The 23822-nt window shown below is 72.9% G+C and carries 18 protein-coding genes; 13 read left to right on the forward strand and 5 right to left on the reverse strand.

Translation table 11 applies throughout. The features are described 5' to 3' along the window. The first annotated feature begins 23 nt into the window (after window positions 1-23). The gene (locus ACWCQS_RS16260; protein WP_451005013.1) at window positions 24-710 is read left to right on the forward strand and encodes a DUF4328 domain-containing protein; all 687 of its coding nucleotides are present in this window, start codon (window positions 24-26) and stop codon (window positions 708-710) included. On the opposite strand, the gene ACWCQS_RS16265 is transcribed toward ACWCQS_RS16260, so the two are convergent. Next, complete coding sequence (locus ACWCQS_RS16265; RefSeq protein ID WP_451005014.1) at window positions 707-946, reverse strand: hypothetical protein; 240 nt, start codon at window positions 944-946, stop codon at window positions 707-709. The two genes, ACWCQS_RS16260 and ACWCQS_RS16265, sit on opposite strands and share 4 nt — an antisense overlap. Window positions 947-995: 49 nt before the next feature. Between ACWCQS_RS16265 and ACWCQS_RS16270 the strand changes: the two genes are divergently transcribed. Both ACWCQS_RS16270 and ACWCQS_RS16275 read left to right on the forward strand, forming a co-directional pair. Then, a complete protein-coding gene (locus tag ACWCQS_RS16270) occupies window positions 996-1661 on the forward strand; it encodes an SDR family NAD(P)-dependent oxidoreductase (protein WP_451005015.1) in 666 nt (221 codons plus the stop codon). 104 nt (window positions 1662-1765) lie between these two features. Next, entirely contained in the window at window positions 1766-2713 is a 948-nt protein-coding gene (locus ACWCQS_RS16275) for an MIP/aquaporin family protein (protein ID WP_451005016.1), read from the forward strand. A gap of 15 nt (window positions 2714-2728) precedes the next feature. Here ACWCQS_RS16275 and ACWCQS_RS16280 read toward each other — a convergent pair whose 3' ends face one another. Next, window positions 2729-3808 carry a PucR family transcriptional regulator gene (locus ACWCQS_RS16280; RefSeq protein WP_451005017.1) on the reverse strand — a complete coding sequence of 360 codons (1080 nt, stop codon included), beginning with the start codon at window positions 3806-3808 and terminating at the stop codon, window positions 2729-2731. 289 nt (window positions 3809-4097) lie between these two features. Between ACWCQS_RS16280 and ACWCQS_RS16285 the strand changes: the two genes are divergently transcribed. Both ACWCQS_RS16285 and ACWCQS_RS16290 read left to right on the forward strand, forming a co-directional pair. Beyond that, window positions 4098-6287 carry a flotillin family protein gene (locus tag ACWCQS_RS16285; RefSeq protein ID WP_451005018.1) on the forward strand — a complete coding sequence of 730 codons (2190 nt, stop codon included), beginning with the start codon at window positions 4098-4100 and terminating at the stop codon, window positions 6285-6287. Between the two features lie 170 nt (window positions 6288-6457). After that, complete coding sequence (locus tag ACWCQS_RS16290; protein ID WP_451005019.1) at window positions 6458-11257, forward strand: DNA repair ATPase; 4800 nt, start codon at window positions 6458-6460, stop codon at window positions 11255-11257. 27 nt (window positions 11258-11284) lie between these two features. Here ACWCQS_RS16290 and ACWCQS_RS16295 read toward each other — a convergent pair whose 3' ends face one another. Then, window positions 11285-12151, reverse strand: a complete 867-nt coding sequence (locus ACWCQS_RS16295; RefSeq protein WP_451005020.1) for an SCO2400 family protein — start codon at window positions 12149-12151, stop codon at window positions 11285-11287. Window positions 12152-12343: 192 nt separating this feature from the next. Here ACWCQS_RS16295 and ACWCQS_RS16300 point away from each other — a divergent pair, with 192 nt between their 5' ends. Next, a complete protein-coding gene (locus tag ACWCQS_RS16300) occupies window positions 12344-13117 on the forward strand; it encodes a VOC family protein (RefSeq protein ID WP_451005021.1) in 774 nt (257 codons plus the stop codon). A 201-nt stretch (window positions 13118-13318) separates the two neighbouring features. Here the strand turns inward: ACWCQS_RS16300 and ACWCQS_RS16305 are convergent, their stop codons facing one another. Then, window positions 13319-13897 carry a hypothetical protein gene (locus ACWCQS_RS16305; RefSeq protein ID WP_451005022.1) on the reverse strand — a complete coding sequence of 193 codons (579 nt, stop codon included), beginning with the start codon at window positions 13895-13897 and terminating at the stop codon, window positions 13319-13321. A 128-nt stretch (window positions 13898-14025) separates the two neighbouring features. On the opposite strand from ACWCQS_RS16305, the gene ACWCQS_RS16310 reads away from it, so the two are divergent. Continuing rightward, the gene (locus ACWCQS_RS16310; protein WP_451005023.1) at window positions 14026-15483 is read left to right on the forward strand and encodes a hypothetical protein; all 1458 of its coding nucleotides are present in this window, start codon (window positions 14026-14028) and stop codon (window positions 15481-15483) included. Window positions 15484-15492: 9 nt separating this feature from the next. Further along, the gene (locus tag ACWCQS_RS16315) at window positions 15493-15984 is read left to right on the forward strand and encodes a hypothetical protein (RefSeq protein ID WP_451005024.1); all 492 of its coding nucleotides are present in this window, start codon (window positions 15493-15495) and stop codon (window positions 15982-15984) included. A gap of 89 nt (window positions 15985-16073) precedes the next feature. Here ACWCQS_RS16315 and ACWCQS_RS16320 read toward each other — a convergent pair whose 3' ends face one another. Next, a complete protein-coding gene (locus ACWCQS_RS16320; protein ID WP_451005025.1) occupies window positions 16074-16613 on the reverse strand; it encodes a DUF2269 domain-containing protein in 540 nt (179 codons plus the stop codon). A 210-nt stretch (window positions 16614-16823) separates the two neighbouring features. Between ACWCQS_RS16320 and ACWCQS_RS16325 the strand changes: the two genes are divergently transcribed. The 5 genes from ACWCQS_RS16325 to ACWCQS_RS16345 all read left to right on the forward strand — a co-directional run bounded on the left by ACWCQS_RS16325 (window position 16824) and on the right by ACWCQS_RS16345 (window position 23494). Then, entirely contained in the window at window positions 16824-17579 is a 756-nt protein-coding gene (locus ACWCQS_RS16325; RefSeq protein ID WP_451005026.1) for a GntR family transcriptional regulator, read from the forward strand. Then, complete coding sequence (locus ACWCQS_RS16330) at window positions 17576-18829, forward strand: MFS transporter (RefSeq protein ID WP_451005027.1); 1254 nt, start codon at window positions 17576-17578, stop codon at window positions 18827-18829. The genes ACWCQS_RS16325 and ACWCQS_RS16330 overlap by 4 nt, the downstream gene beginning before the upstream one ends. A 223-nt stretch (window positions 18830-19052) precedes the next feature. Next, entirely contained in the window at window positions 19053-21122 is a 2070-nt protein-coding gene (locus ACWCQS_RS16335; protein ID WP_451005028.1) for a cell wall-binding repeat-containing protein, read from the forward strand. Window positions 21123-21239: 117 nt separating this feature from the next. Further along, window positions 21240-22184, forward strand: coding sequence for an RNA polymerase sigma-70 factor (locus tag ACWCQS_RS16340; protein ID WP_451005029.1), 945 nt, complete (start codon window positions 21240-21242; stop codon window positions 22182-22184). Between the two features lie 113 nt (window positions 22185-22297). Beyond that, the gene (locus tag ACWCQS_RS16345; RefSeq protein WP_451005030.1) at window positions 22298-23494 is read left to right on the forward strand and encodes an NAD(P)/FAD-dependent oxidoreductase; all 1197 of its coding nucleotides are present in this window, start codon (window positions 22298-22300) and stop codon (window positions 23492-23494) included. Window positions 23495-23822: the final 328 nt, after the last annotated feature.

A 23822-nucleotide genomic window follows, 5' to 3' on the forward strand; every position in this document is an offset into this window, starting at 1 on the left:
CTTTCGTGCGGCAGGATGGCGTGGTGATCGAAGAGGAAGATCAGTCCGCTGCCCACCGGCCCGTTCAGGTGGCCGGGCGGCTGGCGGTCGGTGGATTGGTGCTCGCCGGGCTGGCCTGGCTGGTGCGTGGGGTGTGGGAGGTGCGGCTCGCCGTCGCGGGGGAGCCGGGCGACGGGCCGCCGGATCAGGGGAACGGGGTGCACCGGCCGCTCAACTCCCTCGAGGAGTCGTACCACTGGGTGACCGCGGTGGGGGCCGGGTTCGTTCTGGTCTGTGCGCTGCTGTTCCTGTCCTGGCTGTGGCGGCTGCGGGACAACGCGCGGGCGCTGTCGGGGGATGCGCCGAAGTACCTGGGGTTCTGGGTGTATCTCGGGTGGGTCCTGCCCGTGTTCAATCTGTGGGTGCCGCGCGGGATCGTCGTCGACGCGTTCCGCAGCAGCGCTCCCGGACGGCGGCTTCCCGGTTCCGTCGACGTGTGGTGGGCGCTGTGGCTGCTCGGGACGCTCGGCGGGGCGGGGGTCGTGTACCGCGACTCCACGGACGAGATCATCGGGCGTGCCTACAGCGAGGTGTGGCCGCTGCTCGTGTGCGACGCCGCCGTGGTGGGCGCCGCGATCGCCGGTGCCCTCGCGGTACGGGCCGTCACCGCGGTACAGGTGGAGCGGATCCGCGGGGCCCACGCTCAGGTGGCCGAGGCCGAGGTCGGCTAGCGCGCCGGCTCGATCACGTCCGCCCACACGCGGTCCTCCCAGGGGTTGCCCGGGACGCCCAGGCGGGCCGCCACCACGTCGTCCAGGAACTGCGCCCGCTCGGCCTCCAGCGGCACACCGGGCCACCAGAGGGCGTCGCACTCGGTGCAGACGAGGAAGCGCGCGCCGTCCGTCCTGAAGCGGTACGGGTGCAGCCGATCCTGCTCGCAGCAGGGGCAGACCGGGTGAGTCGTCATGGCGGGCACGGGTGTGTGGGTTGGTGTCGGGCGCGGTACGGATGCGGGCATGAGCAGTATCGCCATTGTGGGGGCCGGGCCGGGGCTCGGGGCCGCCGTTGCCCGGCGGTTCGGGCGGGAGGGGTTCGCGGTGGCCCTCTTCGCCCGGGAGCGGGAGCGGCTCGACGCGCTGGTGCGGGACCTCGACGGCAGCGGGATCACGGCCCGGGGGTTCGTCGCCGATGTGCGCAGGCCGGAGGAGCTGGCCGCGGCGCTGGGGCGGGCGGCGGCCGAGGTCGGGACCGTCGAGGTGCTGCAGTACAGCCCGGTGCCGCACCGGGACTTCATGCGGCCGGTGCTGGAGACCGGGCACCGGGAGCTCGTCGGGCCCATCGAGTTCTCCGTGTACGGCCCCGTGGCCGCCGTGCAGCAGGTGCTGCCGGGGATGCGCCGGCTGGGGCGCGGGACGATCCTCCTCGTCAACGGCGGGACCGCCGTCGTACCGCACACCGAACGGGCCGGGACGTCCATCGCGTTCGCCGCGGAGAGCGCGTACGGCCATCTGCTGCACGAGCGGCTGGCCCCTGAGGGGATCCATGTCGGGCAGCTGGTGATCCCGGGGGCGATCACTCCGGGGCACGCGCGCAAGGATCCGGCCGTGCTGGCGGAGACGCTGTGGGCCATGCACCGGGACCGGCACGGTTTCCGGCACTTCGCCGACGATCTCGACGCCTGACCCGTCGTTCCTGGTGACCTACGGGCCACGGTCACCCTGCGATGCCAGGGTTTGTACGCCAACATGGTGATGTTGGCCGTATTGCTCTCTTCAAGGGGGCCTCCGTGGCTGTCGAAATCCCCGCGATCATCAAGCCGTCCCGGCTCAGGAGCCGGGGCGGACTGCTGGGTGAGTGTCTGGCCGAGTTCCTCGGGACCTTCGTGCTCATCTCCTTCGGCTGCGGTGTGGTCGCGACGGCGGTCGCCGCACTGCCCGGTTCGGGCCGTGCCGCGACGCCCACCACGATCTTCCTGGCGGCGGGTGACTGGCTGCTGATCACCTGGGGCTGGGCGTTCGGCGTCGTCTTCGGCGTCTACGTCGGCGGCGGGGTGAGCGGTGCCCATCTGAACCCGGCGGTCACCCTGGCCATGGCGGCACGGCGCGGATTCTCCTGGGCCAAGGTCCTGCCGTACTGGTTCTCGCAGGTGGTCGGCGCGCTCACCGGCGCGGCGCTGGTCTACCTCGTCTATCACGACGCGATCAGCGCCTATGACGCCGCCGCGCCCGGCCCGAAGGTCAACGGGCACACGAACGCCACCTTCTCGATCTTCGCCACCTTCCCGGCGGCCTACTTCCACGGCGGCGTCTGGGGGCCGCTGATCGACCAGATCGCCGGTACGGCGTTCCTGCTGATGCTGATCGCCGCCGTCCTCGACGTGCGCAACCAGGCCGTGCGGGCCAACCTCGCACCGCTGATCGTGGGTTTCGTCGTCGCCGCCATCGGCATGTCCTACGGCGCCAACGCGGGCTATGCCATCAACCCGGCCCGTGACTTCGGGCCGCGCCTGCTCACCTACGCGGCCGGCTGGAACAGCCTGGCGTTCCCGGGCAGCGTGTCCGGCGTGTACAGCGGCTACTGGTGGATCCCGATCGTAGGGCCGCTGATCGGCGGTGTGGCCGGGATCGTCGTGTACGACCTCTTCATCGGTGACGTCCTGCTGCTCCGAGCCGAGCTGGGCGAGCCACCGGAGCCGGGGCGGGCGACGGCGGTGCGCACCTCCGACGAGGAGTAGCCCCGGGGACGGCGCTCACAGCGGCCGGTTCGGCCAGTCCAGGAGGCGGGCGCCGATCACGGCCGTCTGGAGCATGTAGCGGTGCGCCGGGTCGGCGGGGTCCGCGCCGGTGAGTTTGTGGATGCGTTCCAGGCGGTAGGTGAGCGCACGGACGCTGAGGGAGAGCCGGCGGGCGGCCTCGGCGGCCACGCAGCCGGAGTCGAAGTAGGCCGCGAGCGTGTCCAGCAGGGGCACGGGTCCGCCGCGGGCCCGGATGAGCGGGCCGAGGGTGTGCGACACCAGGTCGACCAGCGCCTGCCGGTCCCGGGCCAGCACCGGGTAGATGAGCAGGTCGGCGGCCCGCAGCACCGGCCCGCCCAGGCCGAGCCGGGTGGCCATCTCCAGCGCGGCGAGGGCCTCCTCGTACGACTGCACCACCCCGCCGGCGCCGTGCTGCGGGCGGCCGATGGCGATCCGGCCGCCATCCGTCGCCGCGTACGCCTGCTTGGCGAAGTGCAGGAGGATCTCGTCCTCGTCGCCCGGCGCCACACACAGCAGCCGGCCGTTCTTGGTGGTGAGCAGGATGCTGCGGGAGTCGAAGCGGGCGAGCACGGCGGCCTCCACCCGGCGGGCGACCGTGCCGCCCTCGACGTAGGCGGACGGGCCTTCGGCGACGGCCACCGCGTGCGCCCGGGACAGGTGCAGGCCGAAGCGCTCGGCGCGCTCGACGAGGCGGCCCAGGTCGCTGCGGCCGTAGAGCAGGTCGTCGATGAACTCCCGGCGCGCGGCCTCCTCACGGCGTACGGTGAGCCGCTGTGCGCGTTCGTAGCCCTCGGCGAACGCGTCGATGGCCTGCTCGACGGCGGCCAGCGTGGCCAGGCCGCTCTCGGCCGAGCCGGGCACGGCCGGCCAGGCGGCGCGGGTGGCGGCCAGGTGGGCCACGATCAGCGCGCGCAGTCCGTGCCCGGCCTCGGCGGCCTGCTCGCCCAGGGTCCGCCGGGTCTTCAGCTCCTCCCTGGTCAGCCGCCGGCCGGTGGCCGAGACCTCGGCCAGCGTCCGGGGAAAACCGTCCAGATAGTGCTCGGGCGCGTCATGTATGTCGTGCTTGTCCCCCATGCCGGTACCGGCCCCCGTCCCCCGTGCTCCCGCGATCTTGACGTGCCGGTGACGCTTTCCTAGCGCCTGTCCGGCATCCAGACCCTAGTGAACACTGCCGGACACCGGCAATGCGCGGGCGTATGCCCTGGCCGCACCATCTTCCGCGGGGAGCACTACGGAGGGTCGCGGTGCCGGACGCCGGCCGACGGCCGGTACGTCAGTACCGGCACGGGGGTCCGGTACACGGTCCGGCACCGCGATCCCGGGGGGGCTCCGTACCTCATCGTCTGACGCAAGGACGTGTGTCATGGAAGTCCTCGGCGTGCTCGTCGCCGTCTGCCTCGTCGTCGTGGTGCTCGCGGTGCTCGCGTTCTCCCGGCTGTACCGCAAGGTGGACCAGAGCCAGGCCCTGATCGTGTCGAAGACGCGCCAGGTGGACGTGTCCTTCACCGGCCAGGTCGTGCTGCCGATCCTGCACAAGGCCGAGGTCATGGACATCTCGGTGAAGACCATCGAGATCAGCCGCTCGGGGCGGGACGGACTGATCTGCCGGGACAACATCCGCGCCGACATCCGGATCCTGTTCTTCGTGAAGGTCAACAAGACCGTCCCGGACGTCATCAAGGTCGCCCAGACCGTCGGCACCGAGCGGGCCAGCCACCAGGACACGCTCCAGGAGCTGTTCCACGCGAAGTTCTCCGAGGCGCTGAAGACCGTCGGCAAGCAGATGGACTTCACCGACCTCTACACCAAGCGTGAGGAACTCCGATACCACATCATCGAGTTGATCGGCATCGACCTCAACGGCTACCACCTCGAGGACGCGGCGATCGACTACCTGGAGCAGACCCCGCTCTCCCAGATGGACCCGGCCAACGTCCTCGACGCCGAGGGCATCCGCAAGATCACCGAGCTGACGGCGATCGAGCACGTGCGCACCAACGAGGCCCGCCGCAACGAGCAGAAGGAGATCACCCGCCAGGACGTCGACGCCCGCGAGGCCATCCTGGAGCTGGAGCGCCGGCAGGCGGACGCCGAGATCAAGCAGAAGCGGGAGATCGAGACCTCCCGGGCCCGCGAGGAGGCCGAGACCGCCCGCGTGGTGGAGGAGGAACGGCTGCGCGCCCAGGGCGCCTTCCTGCGCACCGAGGAACAGCTCGGCGTGCAGCGGGAGAACCAGGCCCGGGAGATCGCCGTCGCCGCGAAGAACCGCGAGCGGGTCATCGCCGTCGAGAACGAGCGCATCGAGAAGGACCGCCTGCTGGAGGTCATCGCGCGGGAGCGGGAGACCCAGCTGACGAAGATCGCCGCCGAGAAGGAGGTCGAGGCGGAGAAGCGGGAGATCGCCGAGGTCATCCGGGAGCGGGTGGCGGTGGACCGTACGGTGGCCGAGCAGGAGGAGTCCATCAAGAAGCTGCGCGTGGTCGAGGAGGCGGAGCGCGAGCGGCAGGCGCTCGTCATCGCCGCCGAGGCGGAGGCGCAGGAGAAGCTGGTCAAGGACATCAAGGCCGCCGAGGCCGCCGAGCAGGCCGCCACGCACCGCGCCGCCGAGGAACTCACCCTCGCCGAGGCCCGGTTGAAGACCGCCGACCTCGACGCCCGCGCCAAGCTGCGGCTCGCCGAGGGCGTTCAGGCCGAGGCCGCCGCCGAGGGGCTCGCCGCGGTGCAGGTCCGCGACAAGGAGGCCGAGGTCACCGTGAAGGCCGGGCGCGCGGCGGCGGAGGCCACCGAGGCACGGCTGCGGGCCGAGGCCGAGGGCACCCAGGCCAAGGCGCTCGCCGAGGCGGAGGGCGCACGCGCCAAGGGCCTCGCGGAGGCCGAGGGCGCGCGGGCGGCCGCGGAGGCCACCGAGGCGCGGCTGAAGGCCGAGGCGGAGGGCGCGCGGGCCAAGGGTCTGGCGGAGGCCGAGGGGACCAAGGCGAAGGCGCTCGCGGAAGCCACGGCGATCGGCGAGAAGCTGAAGGCCGAGGCCGCCGGTCTGACCGAGAAGGCCGCCGCGATGGCCGCGCTGGACGAGGCCTCGCGCGGGCACGAGGAGTACCGGCTGCGGCTGCAGGCCGAGAAGGAGATCCGGCTGGCCGGGCTGGAGACCCAGCGGCAGGTGGCCGAGGCACAGGCGACGGTGCTGGCGACCGGGCTGGAGCACGCCGACATCGACATCGTCGGCGGGGAGTCGGTCTTCTTCGACCGGCTGGTGTCCTCCATCTCCCTCGGCAAGGGCGTCGACGGCTTCGTCGCCAACTCCCGCACCGCGCAGGCCCTGGCGAAGCCCTGGCTGGACGGCTCGGGCAGCTTCACCGACGACCTCTCCCACATCCTCGGCTCGCTCGGCTCGGCGGACGTGCGGAACCTGACGGTGTCGGCGCTGCTGGCGAAGCAGATCAAGAACGGCGGCCCGCAGGCCGGCCAGCTCCAGAAACTCCTCGACCGGGCGAGCGAACTGGGTCTGTCGGACACCCCGGTGACGGCCCTGAACGGAAGCGGCACGGGGAGCTGAGGGGGGCGGGCGTCGGGGCGCTGCCGGTAAGCGCCCCGAAGGGGCGCGGGGCTGTGCCGATATGCGGCTCCGCCGCGTGGGCGCGACCAGCCATCAGGCATCCGACACCCGGCAGACCACCCGCAGCCTCGAGATCGTAGCCGCACAGCCCACGAAGGGAACTACACGCAATGGCCACCGCTGAGGCGCCGCAGGTGGACGCCGGCACCTACGAGGTGCTCCGCGACCGGCTCGCCGGGCATGCCGCCGAGCTCGCCCGGCGGGCCGAGGACCTCAACGCACGCCGGGCCGAGGAGTTCGGCTCGGCGCGGCTGGACCTCGCGCGCACCGCGCGCCTCCGCACCGAGCAGGCGTGTGTGCCGAGCGACATCGTGGCCGTGGGGGACGCGCTCCTCTTCGGCGCGACCGGCGGAGTCACGGACGTCCTCGCGCTGTACGGCCGCGACGGCGAGCGGCGGGCCGATGACGCCGTACCCGGTCTGCTGGACGGCCCTGGGTTCGTAAGGGAGTTCGGCGCACTGCACCGTTACTACCGCGAAGCGAGCCTGCTGCGGCTGCGCCGGGTCGACGGCCGGCTGCTGGCGGTGTTCCGCACCGGCGAGAAGGCCGACGACGTCCGCGTGCTGCGCTGGAGCCTCGCCGAGGACGGCCACGTGGCGTTCCTGGACGCGCGCGGCGACCGCGACGACGTCTTCCCGCCGGCCCAGGACCTGACCTGGACGGAGACCACCCGCGAGGATCACGTCCTCGGCCGGGACCAGTACGTGGCCGTACCCGGGGGGCTGGGGGTGACCACCGTAGGCGGCTCCCTCACCGTGCGCACCCCGGACGGGGAGGAACTGTTCACCGAGCCCGTGCAGGAGCCACTGCAAGCACTCGCGGACGCCGAGGTCGCGCACGCGCGGGTCGGTGCGCTGGTACTGCTGCGGGTGCGGCCGTACAAGGAGGAGGACGACCGGTACCTCGTGTTCGACACGCTGTCCCGGACCGTCGTCCGGCTCGACGGGATCGGGCAGGCGTGCCGACGGCTGCCGGAGGAGCAGGGGATCGTCTTCCCGGGCGGGTACTGCCTGGCGGGCGGGACTCACAAGACGTACGAACTCGACGTGTCCGGCCTGGAGTTCGAGCGGGAGGTCCGCGCGCCGAACGGCGAGGACGTGCTGTACGCCTTCCGGTCCCGGGCCGGGGGGCGCGCGCTGCTGCTGTCGTACAACACCCTGCGCAAGGAGGTCGCGAGCCCGCTGCCGTGCCGGGGCTGGGCGCTGTTCGAGGACGGCGCGCTCGCCGTGCTGCGCGACGCGGGCGAGGAGCCCGCGCACACCCATCCGGTGCAGTGGTGGACCTCGCCGTACGTCTCCGACACGCACGCCGCCGCGCTGCGCACCGGCACCGGCGCGTTCGCCCGGGTCGGCAACGCGGATCTCGTGCGCGGGCTCGCCGACTGTCTGTCCGTGGCCCGGCTGGTCACCGACGGCATCGAGACCAGCGAGGGGTACCGGGCGCTGGTGGCGGCCTGTGTGCGGGCAGCCGACGCCCATCACTGGCTCGCCGATCCCGAACTGGGGGACCTGGCCGACCCGTTGGGTGAGGTCCGTACGGCCGCCGAGCAGGTGCTGGGCGAGTTCGAGACCGTACGGGAGCTGACCCGGCACGCCGCGGACGCCCTCGACGAGGCCGAGGGGCGGATCGCCGCCGTGGTGCGCCGGCTGCGCGGAGAGGCGCCGCGCGAGGCCGCGGCCTGGGTGCGCGGGCTGAGCGAACTCCGGCATGCGCACGGGCACTTGCTCACCCTGCGCGAGCTTCGGTACGTCGATGCCGCCCGGCTGGAGGAGCTGGCGGCCGCCGCCGAGGACGATCTCGCCGCCTTCGGGCGGCGCGCGGTTCAGTTCCTGGCCCGCGAGGACGCCTTCGCCGGGCAGCAGGCGGAGGTCGAGCGGCTGGTCGGGGAGGCGGCGGCCGTCGAGACCGTGGCCCAGGGCGCGCCCGTCGCCGCCCGGCTCGACGAGCTCGCCGACGGGCTGCGCACGGTCACCGAGCTGGTGACCGGCCTCGACATCACGGACGCCACCGTCCGTACGGCCGTCCTGGAGCGGATCGCCGAGGTGCTGGGCGGCGTCAACCGGGCCCGGGCGACCCTGGACGCCCGCCGCCGCAGCCTCCAGGACAGCGAGGGGCGGGCCGAGTTCGCGGCCGAGACCGCGCTGCTCGCCCAGGCGGTCACCGCCGCGCTCGCCGCGTCCGGCACGACCGAGGAGTGCGACGACCAACTCGCCTCCGTGCTCGCCCGGCTGGAGGACCTGGACGGCCGGTTCGCCGAGTTCGACGACTTCCTCGCCGAACTCGCCGACCGGCGCGCCGAGATCTACGAGGCGTTCGCCGCCCGCAAGCAGTCCCTCGCCGACGCCCGCGCCCGCCGCGCCGAGCAACTCGCGCTCTCGGCGGGGCGCATGCTGGAGTCGGTCGCCCGCCGGGCCGCCACCCTGGCCGACGCCGACGCGATCACCACGTACTTCGCCTCCGACCCGCTGGTCGCCAAGGTCCGGCGCACCGCCGACGAGCTGCGCGGCCTCGGCGACAGCGTGCGCGCCGAGGAACTGGACGGCCGGCTGAAGTCCGCCCGCCAGGAGGCCGCCCGCGCCCTGCGCGACCGCGCCGACCTGTACGCCGAGGACGGCCGTACCCTGCGGCTCGGCGGCCACCGCTTCGCGGTCAACACCCAGCCGCTCGACCTCACCCTCGTCCCGCACGGCGACACCCTCGCCTTCGCGGTCACCGGCACCGACTACCGCGCCCCGGTCACCGACCCGGACTTCGCCGCGTACCGCCCCTACTGGGACCGCCGGCTGCCGTCCGAGTCGCCCGAGGTCTACCGCGCCGAGCACCTCGCCGCCCGGCTGCTCGCCGAGCACGGCCCGGCCGCCCTCGCCGCCGCCGACGACCTGCCGGGCCTGGTCCGCCGGGCGGCGCAGGAGTCGTACGACGAGGGCTACGAGCGCGGCGTCCACGACCATGACGCGACGGTCGTGCTCACCGCTCTGCTGCCGTTGTGCGAGGGCGCCGGCACCCTGCGGCACGAGCCCGCCGCCCGCGCCGCCGCCCAGCTGTTCTGGGCGCACGGCACGACGGAGGACGCCCGGACGGCCTGGTCCCGGCGGGCGGTGTCGCTGGCCCGGGCCCGGGACGCCTTCGGTGCCGTACCGGCCATCGGGGAGCTGGAGCGGGAGCTGGCGGCGGCGATCGAGGCCTGGGACGCGTCGGTGGCGGGCGGGCCGGCCGCCGCGTATCTCTTCGAGGAGCTGACCGGCGGCCCGGAGGGCTTCGTCCTCGGTCTGACGGCACGCACCCTGCTGGAGAAGTTCCGGCACGCGGACGGCGGTTACCGCGCCGACCTGGAGGGCCTGACCGAGCTGGCCGCGCGCCGGCAGGTGGTGCACGCCTGGCTCGCCGCGTACGCCGCCGCCACCGGCACCGAGGCCGGTCCCGGCGAGCTGGCCGAGGCGGTCGCCGCCGAGCTGTGCCCGGACCTGCCGCGCTACGACGGCGACGCCCCGCTGACGGCGACGGCCGAGGGCCTGCTCGGCACGCACCCGCGGGTGACCGGCGGCCGACTGGCCCTCCGCCTGGACGAGTTCCTGTCCCGTACGGCCCGGTTCGCCGCCGACGAGGTGCCCGCGTTCCGCGCCTACCAGCGCCGCCGTACGGCCCTGGTGGCGGCCGAGCGCGACCGGCTCCGCCTGGACGACCACCGCCCGCGGGTGATGTCGGCGTTCGTCCGGGGCCGCCTCGTCGACGAGGTGTACCTGCCCCTGATCGGCGACAGCCTGGCCCGGCAGCTGGGCACCACCGGCGAGTCCAAGCGCACCGACACCGGCGGCCTGCTCCTGCTCGTCTCCCCGCCCGGCTACGGCAAGACGACCCTCATGGAGTACGTCGCCGACCGGCTCGGCCTGATGCTGGTCAGGGTCAGCGGGCCCGCGCTCGGCCACACCGTCACGTCACTGGACCCCGCCGACGCCCCGAACGCCACCGCCTGCCGCGAGATCGAGAAGATCAACTTCGCGCTGGCGGCCGGCAACAACACGCTTCTGTACCTGGACGACATCCAGCACACCTCGCCCGAGCTGCTGCAGAAGTTCATCCCGCTGTGCGACGCGACCCGGCGGGTGGACGGCGTCTGGGACGGCGAGCCGCGCACCTACGACCTGCGCGGCAAGCGCTTCGCGGTGTGCATGGCCGCCAACCCCTACACCGAGTCCGGCGAGCGCTTCCGCGTCCCCGACATGCTCGCCAACCGCGCCGACGTGTGGAACCTCGGCGACGTCCTCACCGGCAAGGAGGACGTCTTCGCGCTCAGCTTCGTCGAGAACGCCCTCACGGCCAACCCGGTACTGGCCCCGCTCGCCGCCCGCGACCGCGCCGACCTGGACCTCCTGGTGCGGCTGGCCGGCGCCGACCCGACGGCCCGCGCCGACCGCCTGAGCCGGCCGATGCCGGCGGCGGAACTGGACGCCGCGGTGGCCGTGCTCCGCCACGTGCTGGCGGTCCGCGCGACGGTGCTGAGGGTGAACGAGGCCTACATCGCCTCCGCCGCCCAGTCGGAGGCCACCCGCACGGAACCGCCCTTCCGCCTCCAGGGCTCGTACCGCGACATGAACCGGATCGCCGGGCGTCTGCGCCCGGTCATGAACGACGCCGAACGCGAGGCCGTCGTCGACGACCACTACACGGCCGAGGCCCAGACCCTCACCACCGGCGCTGAGGCCAACCTGCTCAAACTCGCCGAACTGCGCGGCACGCTGAGCCCGGCGCAGGCCGCCCGCTGGACCGAGGTGAAGACCGCCCACGTCCGCGCCCGCGCCCTCGGCGGGCCCGGGGAGGATCCCATGAGCCGTGCGGTGGCCGCGCTGGGACTGCTCGCTGACCGGATAGCGGCGGTGGAGTCGGCGATCGCACTCGCGCGGGAACGGTGAGCGCCGCGGGTTCAGCCGTACGCCTCGTCAGCCGAGGCAGAGCACGACCAGGCAGAGCTGGTTGGGGGAGGTCGACGACGGGGACGTCGGCGGGGTGGAGCTACCGCTGCCGGTGCTGGTGCCGCTGCCTGTGCTGCTGGAGGGTGGCTGCTGTGCCGTCGAACCCGTCGAACCCGTCGAACCGGTCGAGCCCGTCGAACCAGTGGAGGTCGCGGGGGTGTGCGCCGGCTGCGGGGCGGCCGGGACCGCCGGTGCGGCCGGGTGCTGGGCCACCGCCGTGGTGTGCGTGTGGCCGGCGGACTGCGCCGTGCGGGGTGCGGGGGCGAGGGACTGCTGGTGGGGGGCGGTCACGGCGGGCGTGTGTGCCGTCGGCGTGGCGGGGGTGCGCCGGTGCGTGGCGGTGGGCGGGGCCGGTGTGGACGCGGGGCTGCTGGGCGCGGCCGACGGGTCCTCGGTGAGGCCCATGCTCCGGTGGTCCGGTGCGGCGGCCGCCTGGGCCTTGTCGCCGTTGCCGCGGTCCAGTGAGGCGAGCGTCAGGCCGCCGCCGACGAGCGCGACGGCGGTCGCCACCACGGCCCGGCGCTGGTTCTTCTTCCAGCGCGCCAGCTGCCGGCGCCGGGCGGCGCGTCCCCGCGGGGCGGGCGGCGCGTCGGTGACGTCGGCGGGCGGTACGTCCGTGGCCGGGTCCGCGAGGCCGGCGGCCGGTCCGGTCATGGGTTCCCCGGCGCCGAACCAGCTGTCGGCGACGGGCGGTGCCGCCGAGGCGGCGGCGTCGGCGCGGGGCGATGCGGCGGCGTGGGCGCGGGGCGGGGCTATGTCCGGGGCGTAGGCACCGCACCCGGGACAGACCAGGGCGCCGTTGAGGTGCCGACGGCACGAGGAGCAGTAGTCCATCTGTGGTCTTCCTGAGTCCATGGGGGAGCGGGCGACCGTCACGGTAACGAGCCTTTCGAAAGGCTGTGTGCAGCCCGTGTGGCACTCCTGCACAGATTCGGAGGGTGCCTTCCCCGTGTCCCGGCCGATCCGGGCCGCCCGCGTGGGCATAGTGGCGGGCGGCTTCCGCACCGGACCGGCAGGAGGAGACACATGCTCGGCACAGAGTTCCGCACCGGCTCGCCCATCTGGATCGACCTCGGCAGCCCCGACACAGAGGCGGCCGTCGCCTTCTACAGCGCCGTCTTCGGCTGGGAGTTCGCCTCCGCGGGGCCGGAAGGCGGCGGCTACGGCTTCTTCCAGAAGAACGGCGGCACGGTGGCCGGTCTCGGCCCGCTGACCGAACCGGGGGCGAGATCCGCCTGGATGACGTACTTCCGCACCGACGACGCCCAGGCCACCGCCCGGGCCGTGAGCGACGCCGGCGGCAGCGTGCGGGCCGAGCCGATGAGCATGGGCGAGACCACCTTCGCCCAGTTCACCGACCCGCAGGGCGCGCAGTTCGCGGTGCTGGAGTCGGGGCAGGGGCTGCAGCGGGCGTCGGAGGACAACGCGCTGGTGTGGGTGGAGCTGCACGTCGGGGATCCGCGGGCGGCCATCGGCTTCTACCGCGGGCTGTTCGGCTGGCGGTCGCAGGAGATGCAGGCGCCCGGCATGACCTACCAGGTGCTCAGCATCGGGGAGGGCGACCAGCAGGAGGGGACCTTCGGCGGTGTGGCCCCGCTGCAGGACGACCGGGAGGACGCCCGCTGGGTGCCGTACTTCGCCGTGGCCGACGCGGACGCGATCGTCACGGCGGTCGGCGGCAGCGGCGGCTCGGTGCTGATGCCGGCGGCGAACGTCCCCGGCGTCGGCCGTATCGCCTGGCTGGCCGACCCGGCGCAGGCGGTGTTCGCCGTGCTCAGGCCGGACCCGCGCCAGACCTGAGGTCACTGGGGGATGTCGCGGCTCGCCTTGGCTCGTGCGCCGACGGCGAAGTTGACGTGAGCCGTCCCGCCGGCGTCTTGCGGGACACCGGCGGGACGGGCGTCTTGGGGTGCGGCCCTGCCCCGGAGCGGCCGCCATGGGGGTGCCTCAGTACGCCGTCCGCGCCAGCACCGGTGCGAGGACTGGGGCAGGCAGGGGCTGCTACTCGGAGTCGTCCGCCGTCGCCTGTAATCCGGCCGCGATCAGCCGCATGACGGCGAGCGGCGCGCACAGCGAGGCGGCCGACTCCATCGGCACCGACCAGTACGACACACACGCCCGTGGGTCGAACCGTGTCACGTCCACCCGCGGCACACCGAGATAGGTGCCACCGCCGAGAACCTCGACGTCCGCCTTCGCCCGCCACTCTTCGGCAGCCTGGCGCCAGCTGCGGGCCACGGTCGCCGGCACGAGCGCGTAGTAGCGGCGGCCGTGGGGGTCGCAGATGACCGGACCGCCGTTCAGAGCGTCGTCTAGGAAGGTGTCGACCTCTTCCAGGTCATCCGTCAGCGCCACCGCGGAGATCAGGCGGCCCGGGATGCAGACGGCGGCGAACAGGGCGCCCAGGGGCAGCAGGGTGATGCTGTGTTCCTGCCACTCGGCCCGGATCCGCTCGTAGCTGGACGGGAGGCAGGTCGCCATCAGCCAGTGCTCGGCTGCCAGCCGCCGGTCGGCGGTGCTGTGCAGCGTTGGCCATGCCCCCGGGCCGTGCCCTCGGTCGCGGGGGTCTGTGGTGTCCATGCATCGAGAGTCGCCGCCAGCGCGCAACTGAGGTATGACCGACAGGTGTTACCGAGGTGGTAATACACTCGTTCTCGGTTCGGCACGGCGTGACGAAGCGCATACGATCACCTCCGGAAGCTGGCCCCATGGACGCCATCACCCCCGGCCCGCTCGCACCCGACGTTCTCGAACGAGACGACGTGAAACGAGCCCTGGCAGAGCACGACTTCGCTGCGGCCTTCTCGCTCATCAAGAAGTGGGCCGGCCTCTCGCAGAACCGCATCGCAGTGGCCTGCCAGCTCACCCCGGGCAAGGTCTCCACGATCATCAGTGGCCAACAGCAAGTGACCAGCTTCGAGGTGATCTGCTGCATCGCCGACGGGCTACGCATTCCCGGACACATGATGGGCCTTGCCAAGCGCCCCTGGGAGAGAGAGTCCGAGGACCCAGAACCGAAGCCGCAACAGCCCCCGGCCTCACGGTTATCGGACGACGCACCCTGGCGCCCCGCCGCAACCGTGCACCTGGCGGCAGACCTGACCAGGAGTGATCTCGTGATGGACCGCCGAGCAGCCACACGCGCACTCGCTGGCGTAGCCCTGTCCGGTGCCACTCTCCTCGACTCCCTGGAGGGCTGGCTCCAGCCCGCACCAGCCTCCGAGGACGGCAACCGCCGGGGCCGGATCGGGATCCGGGAGGTACAGGAGCTGGAAGGGACGGCGCGCGCCTTCCGGGCCTGGGACCACCGGTTCGGCGGAGGCCTGCGCCGTAAGGCCGTCGTGGGCCAGCTCAACGAGGTCGCGGGCCACCTCGAAGAGCACCAGGCACCGGATGTCGAGCGAGGTCTGTTCCGGGTGATGGCCTATCTCGGAGGTACGGCAGCGACGATTGCGTGGGACTCCGGACTCCAGCGGCAGGCCCAGTCCTACTACCTGCTCGCACTGCGTGCGGCACACGCCGGCGGTGACGCAGCCTTCGGCGCCAACGTGCTGGCGGGCATGGCCAGGCAGATGCTGTACCGGGACCGCCCACAGGACGCCCTTGAACTCGTGCACCTGGCGCAGAAGGGCGCGGGCACAAGGGCGGGGGCGCGGCTGCGCGCGATGCTGCATACCCGGGAGGCTTGGGCATACGCGGCGATGGGGCGCCCATCCGCCTTCAAGCGAGCCACCGAGGAAGCCGTCAAAGCCCTCGCCGACGCCGACGCCTGGGCCGAGGAAGAACCGCACTGGATCGCGTACTTCGACCAAGCCGAGCTGGCGGGTGTCACCGGTGGCCGACTGCTGGACATGGCCCGGCAGCACCCCCAGGAACACGCCCAGGCAGCCGCCGACTCCATCCGCCAGGCCGTGAAGCGGCGCGGCCCCGAAGCGGGGCGCAGTCACGCCCTCGACGCGATCGGCCTGGCCGAGTGCCATTTCCTCATGGGTGACGTGTCCGGCGCGGTCGACCACACCCGGAGCGCCGTAGAGGCGGCCGCCCGGACGCAGTCCACTCGCGTTCGCGCCCAGCTCGGCCAGCTGTACCCGTACACGGTCGGGCGGAGCGCTTCGCAGCGTGTGGCGGAAGCCCGCACAATGATCCGCGACCTGCTGTCGAGCTGAGGGAGAACCGTGACCACGATCGCCGTGACGGGGCACATGGACCTGACCGAAGCCAGCGTGACCCTCGTACGTGACGCGCTGCGGGAGATGCTGAAGCCGTACGCAGCCGGTGGCGACCTGATCGGTGTCTCGTGCATCGCGAAAGGCTCGGACTCGCTGTTCGCGGAGACCGTCCTGGAGCTCGGCGGTCAGCTGATCGCGGTCATCCCCTCGCAGGACTACCGGCAGAACAAGGTCAAGCCGGACCATGCCGAGACGTTCGACCGGCTCACGGAGTCGGCAGCGGAAGTCGTGGTCCTGGACCACGCAACCGCGAACCGCTCGGCGTACGAGGACGCCAACCGCACACTGCTTCAGCGTGCCGACCGTCTCGTCGCCGTCTGGAACGGCGAACCGCCGTCCGGCAAGGGCGGCGGTACTGCGGACACCGTCCTCGAAGCCCGGGAAGCCGGACTGCCGGTGGATGTCGTGTGGCCGCAGAATGCGGCGCGCGAAGGTTGAGGCTCCACGCAAAGGCAGCCAGGCCCTGGGTGCTTGTTGGGCTCGCAGACGATCGCCGCGGTTCTCTGCGCGCCCGTGGCCGCTGCCGCTCATCCTCCGCGGCGAGCGAAGGAGTCCCGCACCGGCCCGGGGACCCGCCGTCCCCACGGCTTGAAGACGGACAGCACGACCATCGCCAGGTACAGCGACAGCGCGACGGACGGCGCGATCACCGTGTTGTCGCGGACGAACCCCAGGTGCATGGCCGCGATCGGGCCGGTCGGATGCCGGTCCACGGCGTGCACCGCGTCGTGCAGCCGGGCGGTGAGGGCGAAGATCGAGGCCACCGTGGCCGCGAGGGTCAGCCAGAACTTGACGGCGACCCAGTAGTAGCGGAACAGGCCCCAGGGTGTGCCGAGGCTCAGCACCACCCCGCTGAGCAGGGTGAGCAGGCTCAGCGGGACGATCAGCGCATCCCCCAGCATCCCCATCGCCCGGTACGCGCTCCGCAGCGTGTCCGCGTCGTCGGTCGCCAGTGCCGTGGCCCCGAGGGCGAGCAGGCAGAGCATCAGCGCCAGCCAGCTGACCGAGGCGACCACATGGACGACGACCCAGCTCTTCCGGGCCCTCGGTGACAGTCGACGGCTCACTTCACTTCCTTCAGGTCCGGATACGGGCGCCCGACCAGCGTCCCCGGCCGACCGACCCGACGCGTCCACCGACGGGAGCAACGTCGGCTGCGCCGAGCGGAGTACGCCCGCTGCGGCCAACACCGAGCGCAGTGCTGATCCAGTAGCTCCGAGCCCGTGAAGTAGCTTGCGAATCCGCCCGGAACCACGTCACCGACCGGAGGGTCGCCCATGCCCCGAAAGGCGCCGTACCTCGCCGTCGCCGACGCCCTGCGCACGCGGGTGCTCGCGGGGGAGTGGGATATCGGGACGCGGCTGCCGTCCCGGGCGCGGCTCGCCGAGGAGTACGGCGTCGGGCGCAATGTCGTACAGCGGGCCGTGGACCGGCTGATCATCGAGGGCCTGCTGGAGGGCCGCGCGGGCTCCGGCACCTACGTCCGCGCGCCCCGCGAGCGCCTGCGGATGCTCCGCTCGTGGCACTGCGAGCACCGCGGCGCCCGCGCCCTCGGCGGCACGCCGGAGCGGGGTCGGGCCGGTTCCTGGGACGCGCACAGCCTGGTACGCGTCCCCGCCCCCGAGGCCATCGCCGAGCGGCTCGCCATCAACACCGGGGACCTCTGCGTCAACACGCAGTACGAGTTCCTCGCCGACGGGCAGCCCGTCCAGCTCTCCGACTCCTGGGAGCCGATCGCCGTCACGCGGGGAACGCCGGTCGTCCTGCCCGAGCGGGGGCCGCTCGCGGGCAGAGGGGTGGTCGCGCGGTTGCGTGCCATCGGCGTGGACGCCGAGACCGTCGTCGAGGTGCCGCGCCCGGCGCGGGCCGGGCGGGCGGAGGCGCATCTGCTGGGGATCGGTGTCGGGGACCTTGTGCTCCGGATCGAGCGGATCATCTACGACACCGAGGGCCGGCCGGTGGAGACCGCCGACATCGTCATCCCGGACGTACGCCGGGAAGTGGTCTACGAGTTCGCGGTGGACGTGCGTTGAGCGGGCGGCCCGCGGTGTCCCGGCTCGGGCTGCTCCGCGAGCCGGACTTCGGGCGGCTGTTCGCCGCGACCGCACTCGGTCAACTGGGCGACCGTGTCGTCTTCCTGGCGTTGCCGCTGGTCGCCCTCCTCGCCCTGCACGCCGACGCCTTCCAGGTCGGGCTGCTGAGCGCGCTGACCACGGCCGGCTCGCTGCTGGTGGGGCTGCCGGCCGGGGCTTGGGTGGACCGCCTGCCCAAACGCCGGGTGCTGGTCGGCACCGATCTGGTGCGGGCGCTGGTGCTCGCGACGATACCGGCGGCCTGGTGGGCGGGCTTGCTGTCGATCCGGTGGCTGTACGCCGTCGCCCTGGTCCATGGCGTGCTGACCGTCTTCTTCGACGTCGCGTACGTCAGCTGTCTGCCGCACCTGGTGGGGCGCGGCCGTCTCGTCGAGGGCAACGCGAAACTCTCGGCGATCCAGTCGGTGACGAGTATCGGCGGACCGGCCGTGGCGGGCCCGCTCGTCGGCTGGGCCGGTGCCCCCGCGACGCTCGCGGTGAGTTCGGCCGGGATGGCCCTGTCGGGGCTCCTCGCGAGCCGGATCCGCGGACGCGAACCGAGACCGGAGGCGGGCGGGCGGCCCCCGATGCGCCGGGAGATCACGGAGGGGCTGACGTTCGTGTTCGGGCATCCCGTCCTGCGCGCGACAGTCCTCGGCGACGCACTGTTCAACCTCTTCCTCGCCCTGTACCAGAGCATGCTGCTGGTCTTCCTGGAACGGGAGTTGGGCCTCGGTCCGTCGGCCGTCGGTCTGGTGCTGTCCGGCATGGGCTGCGGTGCCCTGCTGGGCGCTCTGCTCGCGGCCGGCGTCTCACAGCGGCTCGGGCAGGGCCCGGTCATCTGGCTTGCGCCGCTCGTCACCTGTCCGCTCACGGCGCTGATGCCGGCCGCGCGACCCGGCTGGAGCGTGTGCGCGGCAGCGACCGGCCTGGCGGCTCTCTCACTGGGCGGCGTCGTCCGCGTCGTGGCCCAGACCGGCGTGCAGCAGTCCCTCACCCCGGACCGGCTTCTGGGCCGGACGATCGGCACGGCCCGGTTCGTGTCATGGGGAGGGCTGCCGCTGGGCGGGGTCCTGGGCGGGGCCGCGGGCTCCGCCTTCGGAGCGGCGGCCACGCTGGGGATCGGCGCGGCCGGCATGACGCTGAGCCTTCTGCCGGGCTTCCTCTCGCCGCTGCGGACCCTGCGCATTCCCCCGCTCGGGAACAAGTAGCGCTCCTGCGCCTTTTGTTCACCCACTGTTCGAACTCACTTTCCGGTGCCCCCCGCGCGTCATCACATACGGTCCTGCTGCCGACGAGTGATCGCTGGGACCCGAAGGAGCGCTGCGCGACAGCCGCGTGCGCCGAGGACGCCCGGGCTGCACACACGTTCCCGGGATGCGACGGGCGAGACGCTCGCGGCGGACAAGCAGGCACTCTTCAGGGGGCTACTCGTTGAGATCTCGCACGCGCCGTCGTCTTGCGGCGCTCACGTCGGCCGCCTCGCTGGCGGCCGGCCTGCTCGGTGCGGCGGCACCGGGCGCGCGGGCCGCGACGGATGACGTGACGGCAGGTCAACTCGGCCTGTACGGCGGTTCCTCCGGGGTGGAGACCGTCAACGCGGATGGAACGGGACTGCGTTCCGTCCCCAACATCCCGAACGGCGGCTACACCCCGAACTGGGCGCCGGACGGCAGCAGGGTCGTGGCCGGCTGGAGCCAGCTGGCCACCGGCCGGGTCACCGGCACCACCTCGCTCGTCACGCTGCCGTGGGCCACCAAGGTGCGCTCCAGCGCGTCGTACGAGGACCCCACGTTCTGGCTGGACGGCCGGTACGTGGTGTTCAGCACGGCGGGCCAGCTCGCCTACGGGCCCTCGGACGGATCCTGGGCGCCGGAGCCGCTGCTGACGGGCACCCAGGAGCCGTCGACGGTCTGTGACGTCCACCCGACGTCGAGCCCGGCGGGCACCCTGGCCTTCGAACGGCGCCACAACTACGGCTGCTACGACAGCCAGGGCATCTGGACCTACAACCCGTCCACCAAGGCGCTGAAGAACATCATCGCCGCCGGCTCCTCGCCGGTGTTCTCGGCGGACGGCACCAAGCTGGTCTTCACGCGTGAAGTGGACGGCTGGACCCAGCTGTTCACCGCCGACGCCGACGGCGGCAACGTCAAGCAGGTCACCACCGACGCCTCCGACCACCTGTCCCCGACCTGGGACCCGGCCGGTGGACGGATCGCCTACGAGGCGCACAGCTCGCACGCCGGCTGGTCCGACGACGTGCAGACCGTGCGGATCCTCGACCTGGCGAGCGGTACGTCGGCCGAGGTCACCGGCGCCGGCAAGGGCGCCAAGCCCACCTGGCAGCCGCTGCGGAAGAACTCCCTGATCCGGGTCTACGGCACCGGGTCCACCGGCATCGACGGCGCCGCCTCCCGGTGGACGTTCGACACCGTGGGCGCCACGCACGTGCCCGGCCTGCTCACGGCCAAGTCCGCGGTGCTGGTCAACAAGGGCAACGCCACCTACTCCGCCCCGGCGGTCGCGCTGGCCGCCGAGAAGCAGGGCCCGGTGCTGATGACCTCCGGCAGCGGACTGGACTCCGCCGCGGCCACCGAGCTCAGGCGCTCCCTGCCCAAGGGCAGCACCGTCTACCTCAACGGCAGCACGGGCATCCTCGGCTCCAAGGTGGCGAGCCAGGTCCAGGCGCTCGGCTACAAGCCGCTGCGGCTCGACGCCCCCGACCTCTCCTCGCTGTCGGTCCGGGTCGCCAAGCAGATCAGCGCCACCCCGAGCTGGATCTTCGTCGCCGACGGCAGCGAGTACCACGACCCGATCGCCGCCTCCACGGCCGCCGGCGCGCTGGGCTACCGCGGCACCGGAGTGGTCCTGCTGACGAACGGCAGGACGGTCCCGGCCTCGGTCAAGAACTACCTCAACGCCCTGGACCCCAAGACCACCAGGATGGTGGCGGTCGGCTACAACGCCACCCAGGCGATGGAGCACGTGACGCTGAACAAGGCGTGGAGCTTCTGGACGATCGGCGGCAAGACCCATGAGGAAGTGGCCGCCAACCTGGCCCGCTTCTGGTGGACCGCGCCGACCGAGGCCGCCGTCGAGGACACCTGGACCTGGCAGAACGCGGTCGCCGGCGGCGCCGCCTCGGCCACGTACGGCCCGATGCTCTGGTCCGCCGAGTCAACGCTCTCGGCACCGGCCTCGTACTACCTGAGCCAGGAGGCCGCGAGCATCTGGTCGGTGCAGACCTTCGGCGGGAACACCTCGTACCCGTCGGCCAACCGCACCGCCATCGCCTCGGCGATCGCCGCGAGCAGCGCCTGGACGACCACCTACTGGGTGCCGAACGGCAACCCGCCGACGACGACCGCCACGGCCCAGTCCTTCGGCACGTCGTCCCGGTCCTCCGGAACGCCGTCCCACGCCACCACCCATCCGACCCCCGACCCCACCGTGCTCCCCGGCAGCCACCTGCCCACGCCTGACGCACACACCGCCCGCTAGCCGGCGAGGCGGTTCGCGGTCCGCAACCCCCGGGTCCCGTCCGACCCGGGGGTTGCGCATGGATCCGGCGCCGTACTGCGGCGGCCCGCCCGCGGCGCGCGGGCTAGGATCCCGGGCATGGCTCTGACCGTGAGCGACGTGGACCGGTTCGAGGCGGCCAGGCCCCGGCTGGAGGCCATCGCCTATCGGCTGCTGGGGTCGGCGAGCGAGGCCGAGGACGCCGTGCAGGAGACGTTTCTGCGCTGGCAGTCCGCTGATGTGGAGCAGGTCGAGGTGCCCGAGGCCTGGCTGACCAAGGTGCTCACCAACCTGTGTCTCAACCAGCTCTCCTCGGCCCGCGCGCGGCGCGAGACCTATGTGGGTCAGTGGCTGCCCGAGCCGCTGCTCGCCGGGGACCCGATGCTCGGGCCGGCCGACACCGTCGAACAGCGCGAATCGGTGTCGTACGCGGTCCTCGCCCTGCTGGAGCGGCTCACCCCCAACGAGCGGGCGGTGTATGTGCTGCGGGAGGCCTTCGGCTACCCGCACCGGGAGATCGCCGGGATCCTCGACCTCACCGAGGCCGCCAGCCAGCAGATCTTCCACCGGGCCAAGAAGCACGTCGCCGACGGCAGGGCCCGTACCGAGATCGATCTGGCCGCCGCCCGGCGGGTCGTCGAGGAGTTCCTCGCGGCCGCCACCAGCGGCAGGACCGAGCCGCTGGTACGGCTGCTCACCCAGGACGCGGTGGCGATCGGCGACGGCGGCGGGAAGGTCCCGGCCCGCGCCAAGGCGTTCGAGGGTGCCCGCGCGGTCGCGACGTTCATGCGGGGCCTGTTCAAGCCCAGCGAGGCCAAGCGCCGCCTCGTCGGCGGCTCGTCCGAGCTGTACGTCACGACCGCCAACGGCGGCCCCGCCGTCGTGGCGGTCGTCGGCGGCCGGGTCATCGGCGTCATGTGCCTGGAGATCACCGCCGAGGGCATCGCCGCGTTCCGCAACCAGGTCAACCCCGACAAGCTGGAGCGCGCGAGCCGGCGGTGGGCCGCCGCCGACCACGGCGAACCCCTGCTCAGCCTCTACTGATCCGTATGTGAGCTGGTTCACACCCGACTCCTGTCAGGAATCGGCGGGCCGCCCGGTTCAAGGGGCGAATCCGCTGAAGGCAGCGGCTGAAGACTGCAGACAGGAGCCGGGAAATGCAGCACCGCATCGTCGTCCTCGGAGCGGGATACACCGGAGCCGTCGCCGCCGGGCGCCTCGCCAGGCGGCTGCGCCCCGAAGACGTCGCCATCACCCTCGTCAACCCCGAGCCCGACTTCGTGGAACGCGTCCGCCTGCACCAGCTCGCGGTCGGCCAGTCCCTCAAGCCCCGGCCCTTGGCCGGGATGTTCGCGGGCACCGGCGTCGAACTGAGGCTCGGCAGGGTCACCGGCGTGGACGTGGACCGCAGGACCGTCGCCGTCACCGGCGCGGACGGTCCGCGGGAGCTGGCGTACGACACCCTCGTGTACGCCCTCGGCAGCGGCTGGAACGACCAGGGCGTCCCTGGCACCGCCGAGCACGCCGAGCAGCTCGCGAGCCGCCCCGGCGCGCTCCGGCTGCGCGAGCGGCTGGCCGCCCTGGACGCCGGACGGCCCGTGGTCGTGGTCGGCGGCGGCCTCACCGGCGTGGAGGCCGCGACCGAGATCGCCGAGGCCCGCCCGGACCTCGACGTCGCCCTCGTCGCCCGCGCCGGCCTCGGCGACTGGCTGTCCCCGAAGGGCCGCAGGCACCTGCGGAAGGTCTTCGGCAAGCTGGGCATCACCGTGCACGAGCACGCCGCTGTCACCGCCGTCGAGGCCGACCATGTCAGCCTCGCCGACGGCACGGCCGTCCCGGCCGCGGTCACCGTGTGGACCGCCGGCTTCGCCGTGCACCCGATCGCCGAGGCCACCACCCTGGAGGTCACCGGCGAGGGGCAGATCGTGGTCGACCGGACCATGCGCTCGGTCTCGCACCCGGACGTGTACGCCATCGGCGACGCGGCCATGGCGATGGGCCCCGGTGACAAGCCGCTGCGGATGTCGTGCGCCTCGGGCGGCTTCACCGCGTGGCAGGCGGCCGACGCCGTCACGGCCCGCCTGACCGGCGGCAAGTTGCCGAAGGTGCCGATCCGCTACTTCAACCAGTGCATCTCGCTGGGCCGCAGGGAAGGCCTGATCCAGTACGTCACCGCCGACGACCGAGCCGTCCGGGCGGCCCTGACGGGACGGCTCGCCGCCCGCTACAAGGAGCTGGTCTGCAAGGGCGCGGCCTGGAGCGTCGCCAACCCGATGTTCGGGATGCCGACCCGGCGGCGCCGTGTCGTACCGGAACCGGCCCGGGTGAGCGCGGAGGCCACGGCATCGGCCTGACCTCCGTCACACCCGCCCACGCTCCCTGGCGGCGGGGAAGCCGTCCGCACCGGCATGAACTCGGCTAGGTCCTGTCGTCAAACTCCCGCCGTCCGCCCGGAGGGCGGGCCTCGCGCCCGCCGCGGAGCGGCTGATGTATGCAGTAGGTGCGTGCTCTGGGGGTCCCCCCGGCCGAAGGCTGGGGGAGTGCCGGGCTCTGGCCCTCGTACTGGATGTACTTGGGCCCGGGCCCGGTGCGGCGAGTGGGGGTGCCCCCTTTGGGGGAGCGTGCATGGCGTCGTGGGGCTGGGGGCACCGCCCGGCCGAAGGCTGGGGGAGGGAGTTTGAC

Source organism: Streptomyces sp. NPDC002076, assembly GCF_053593835.1.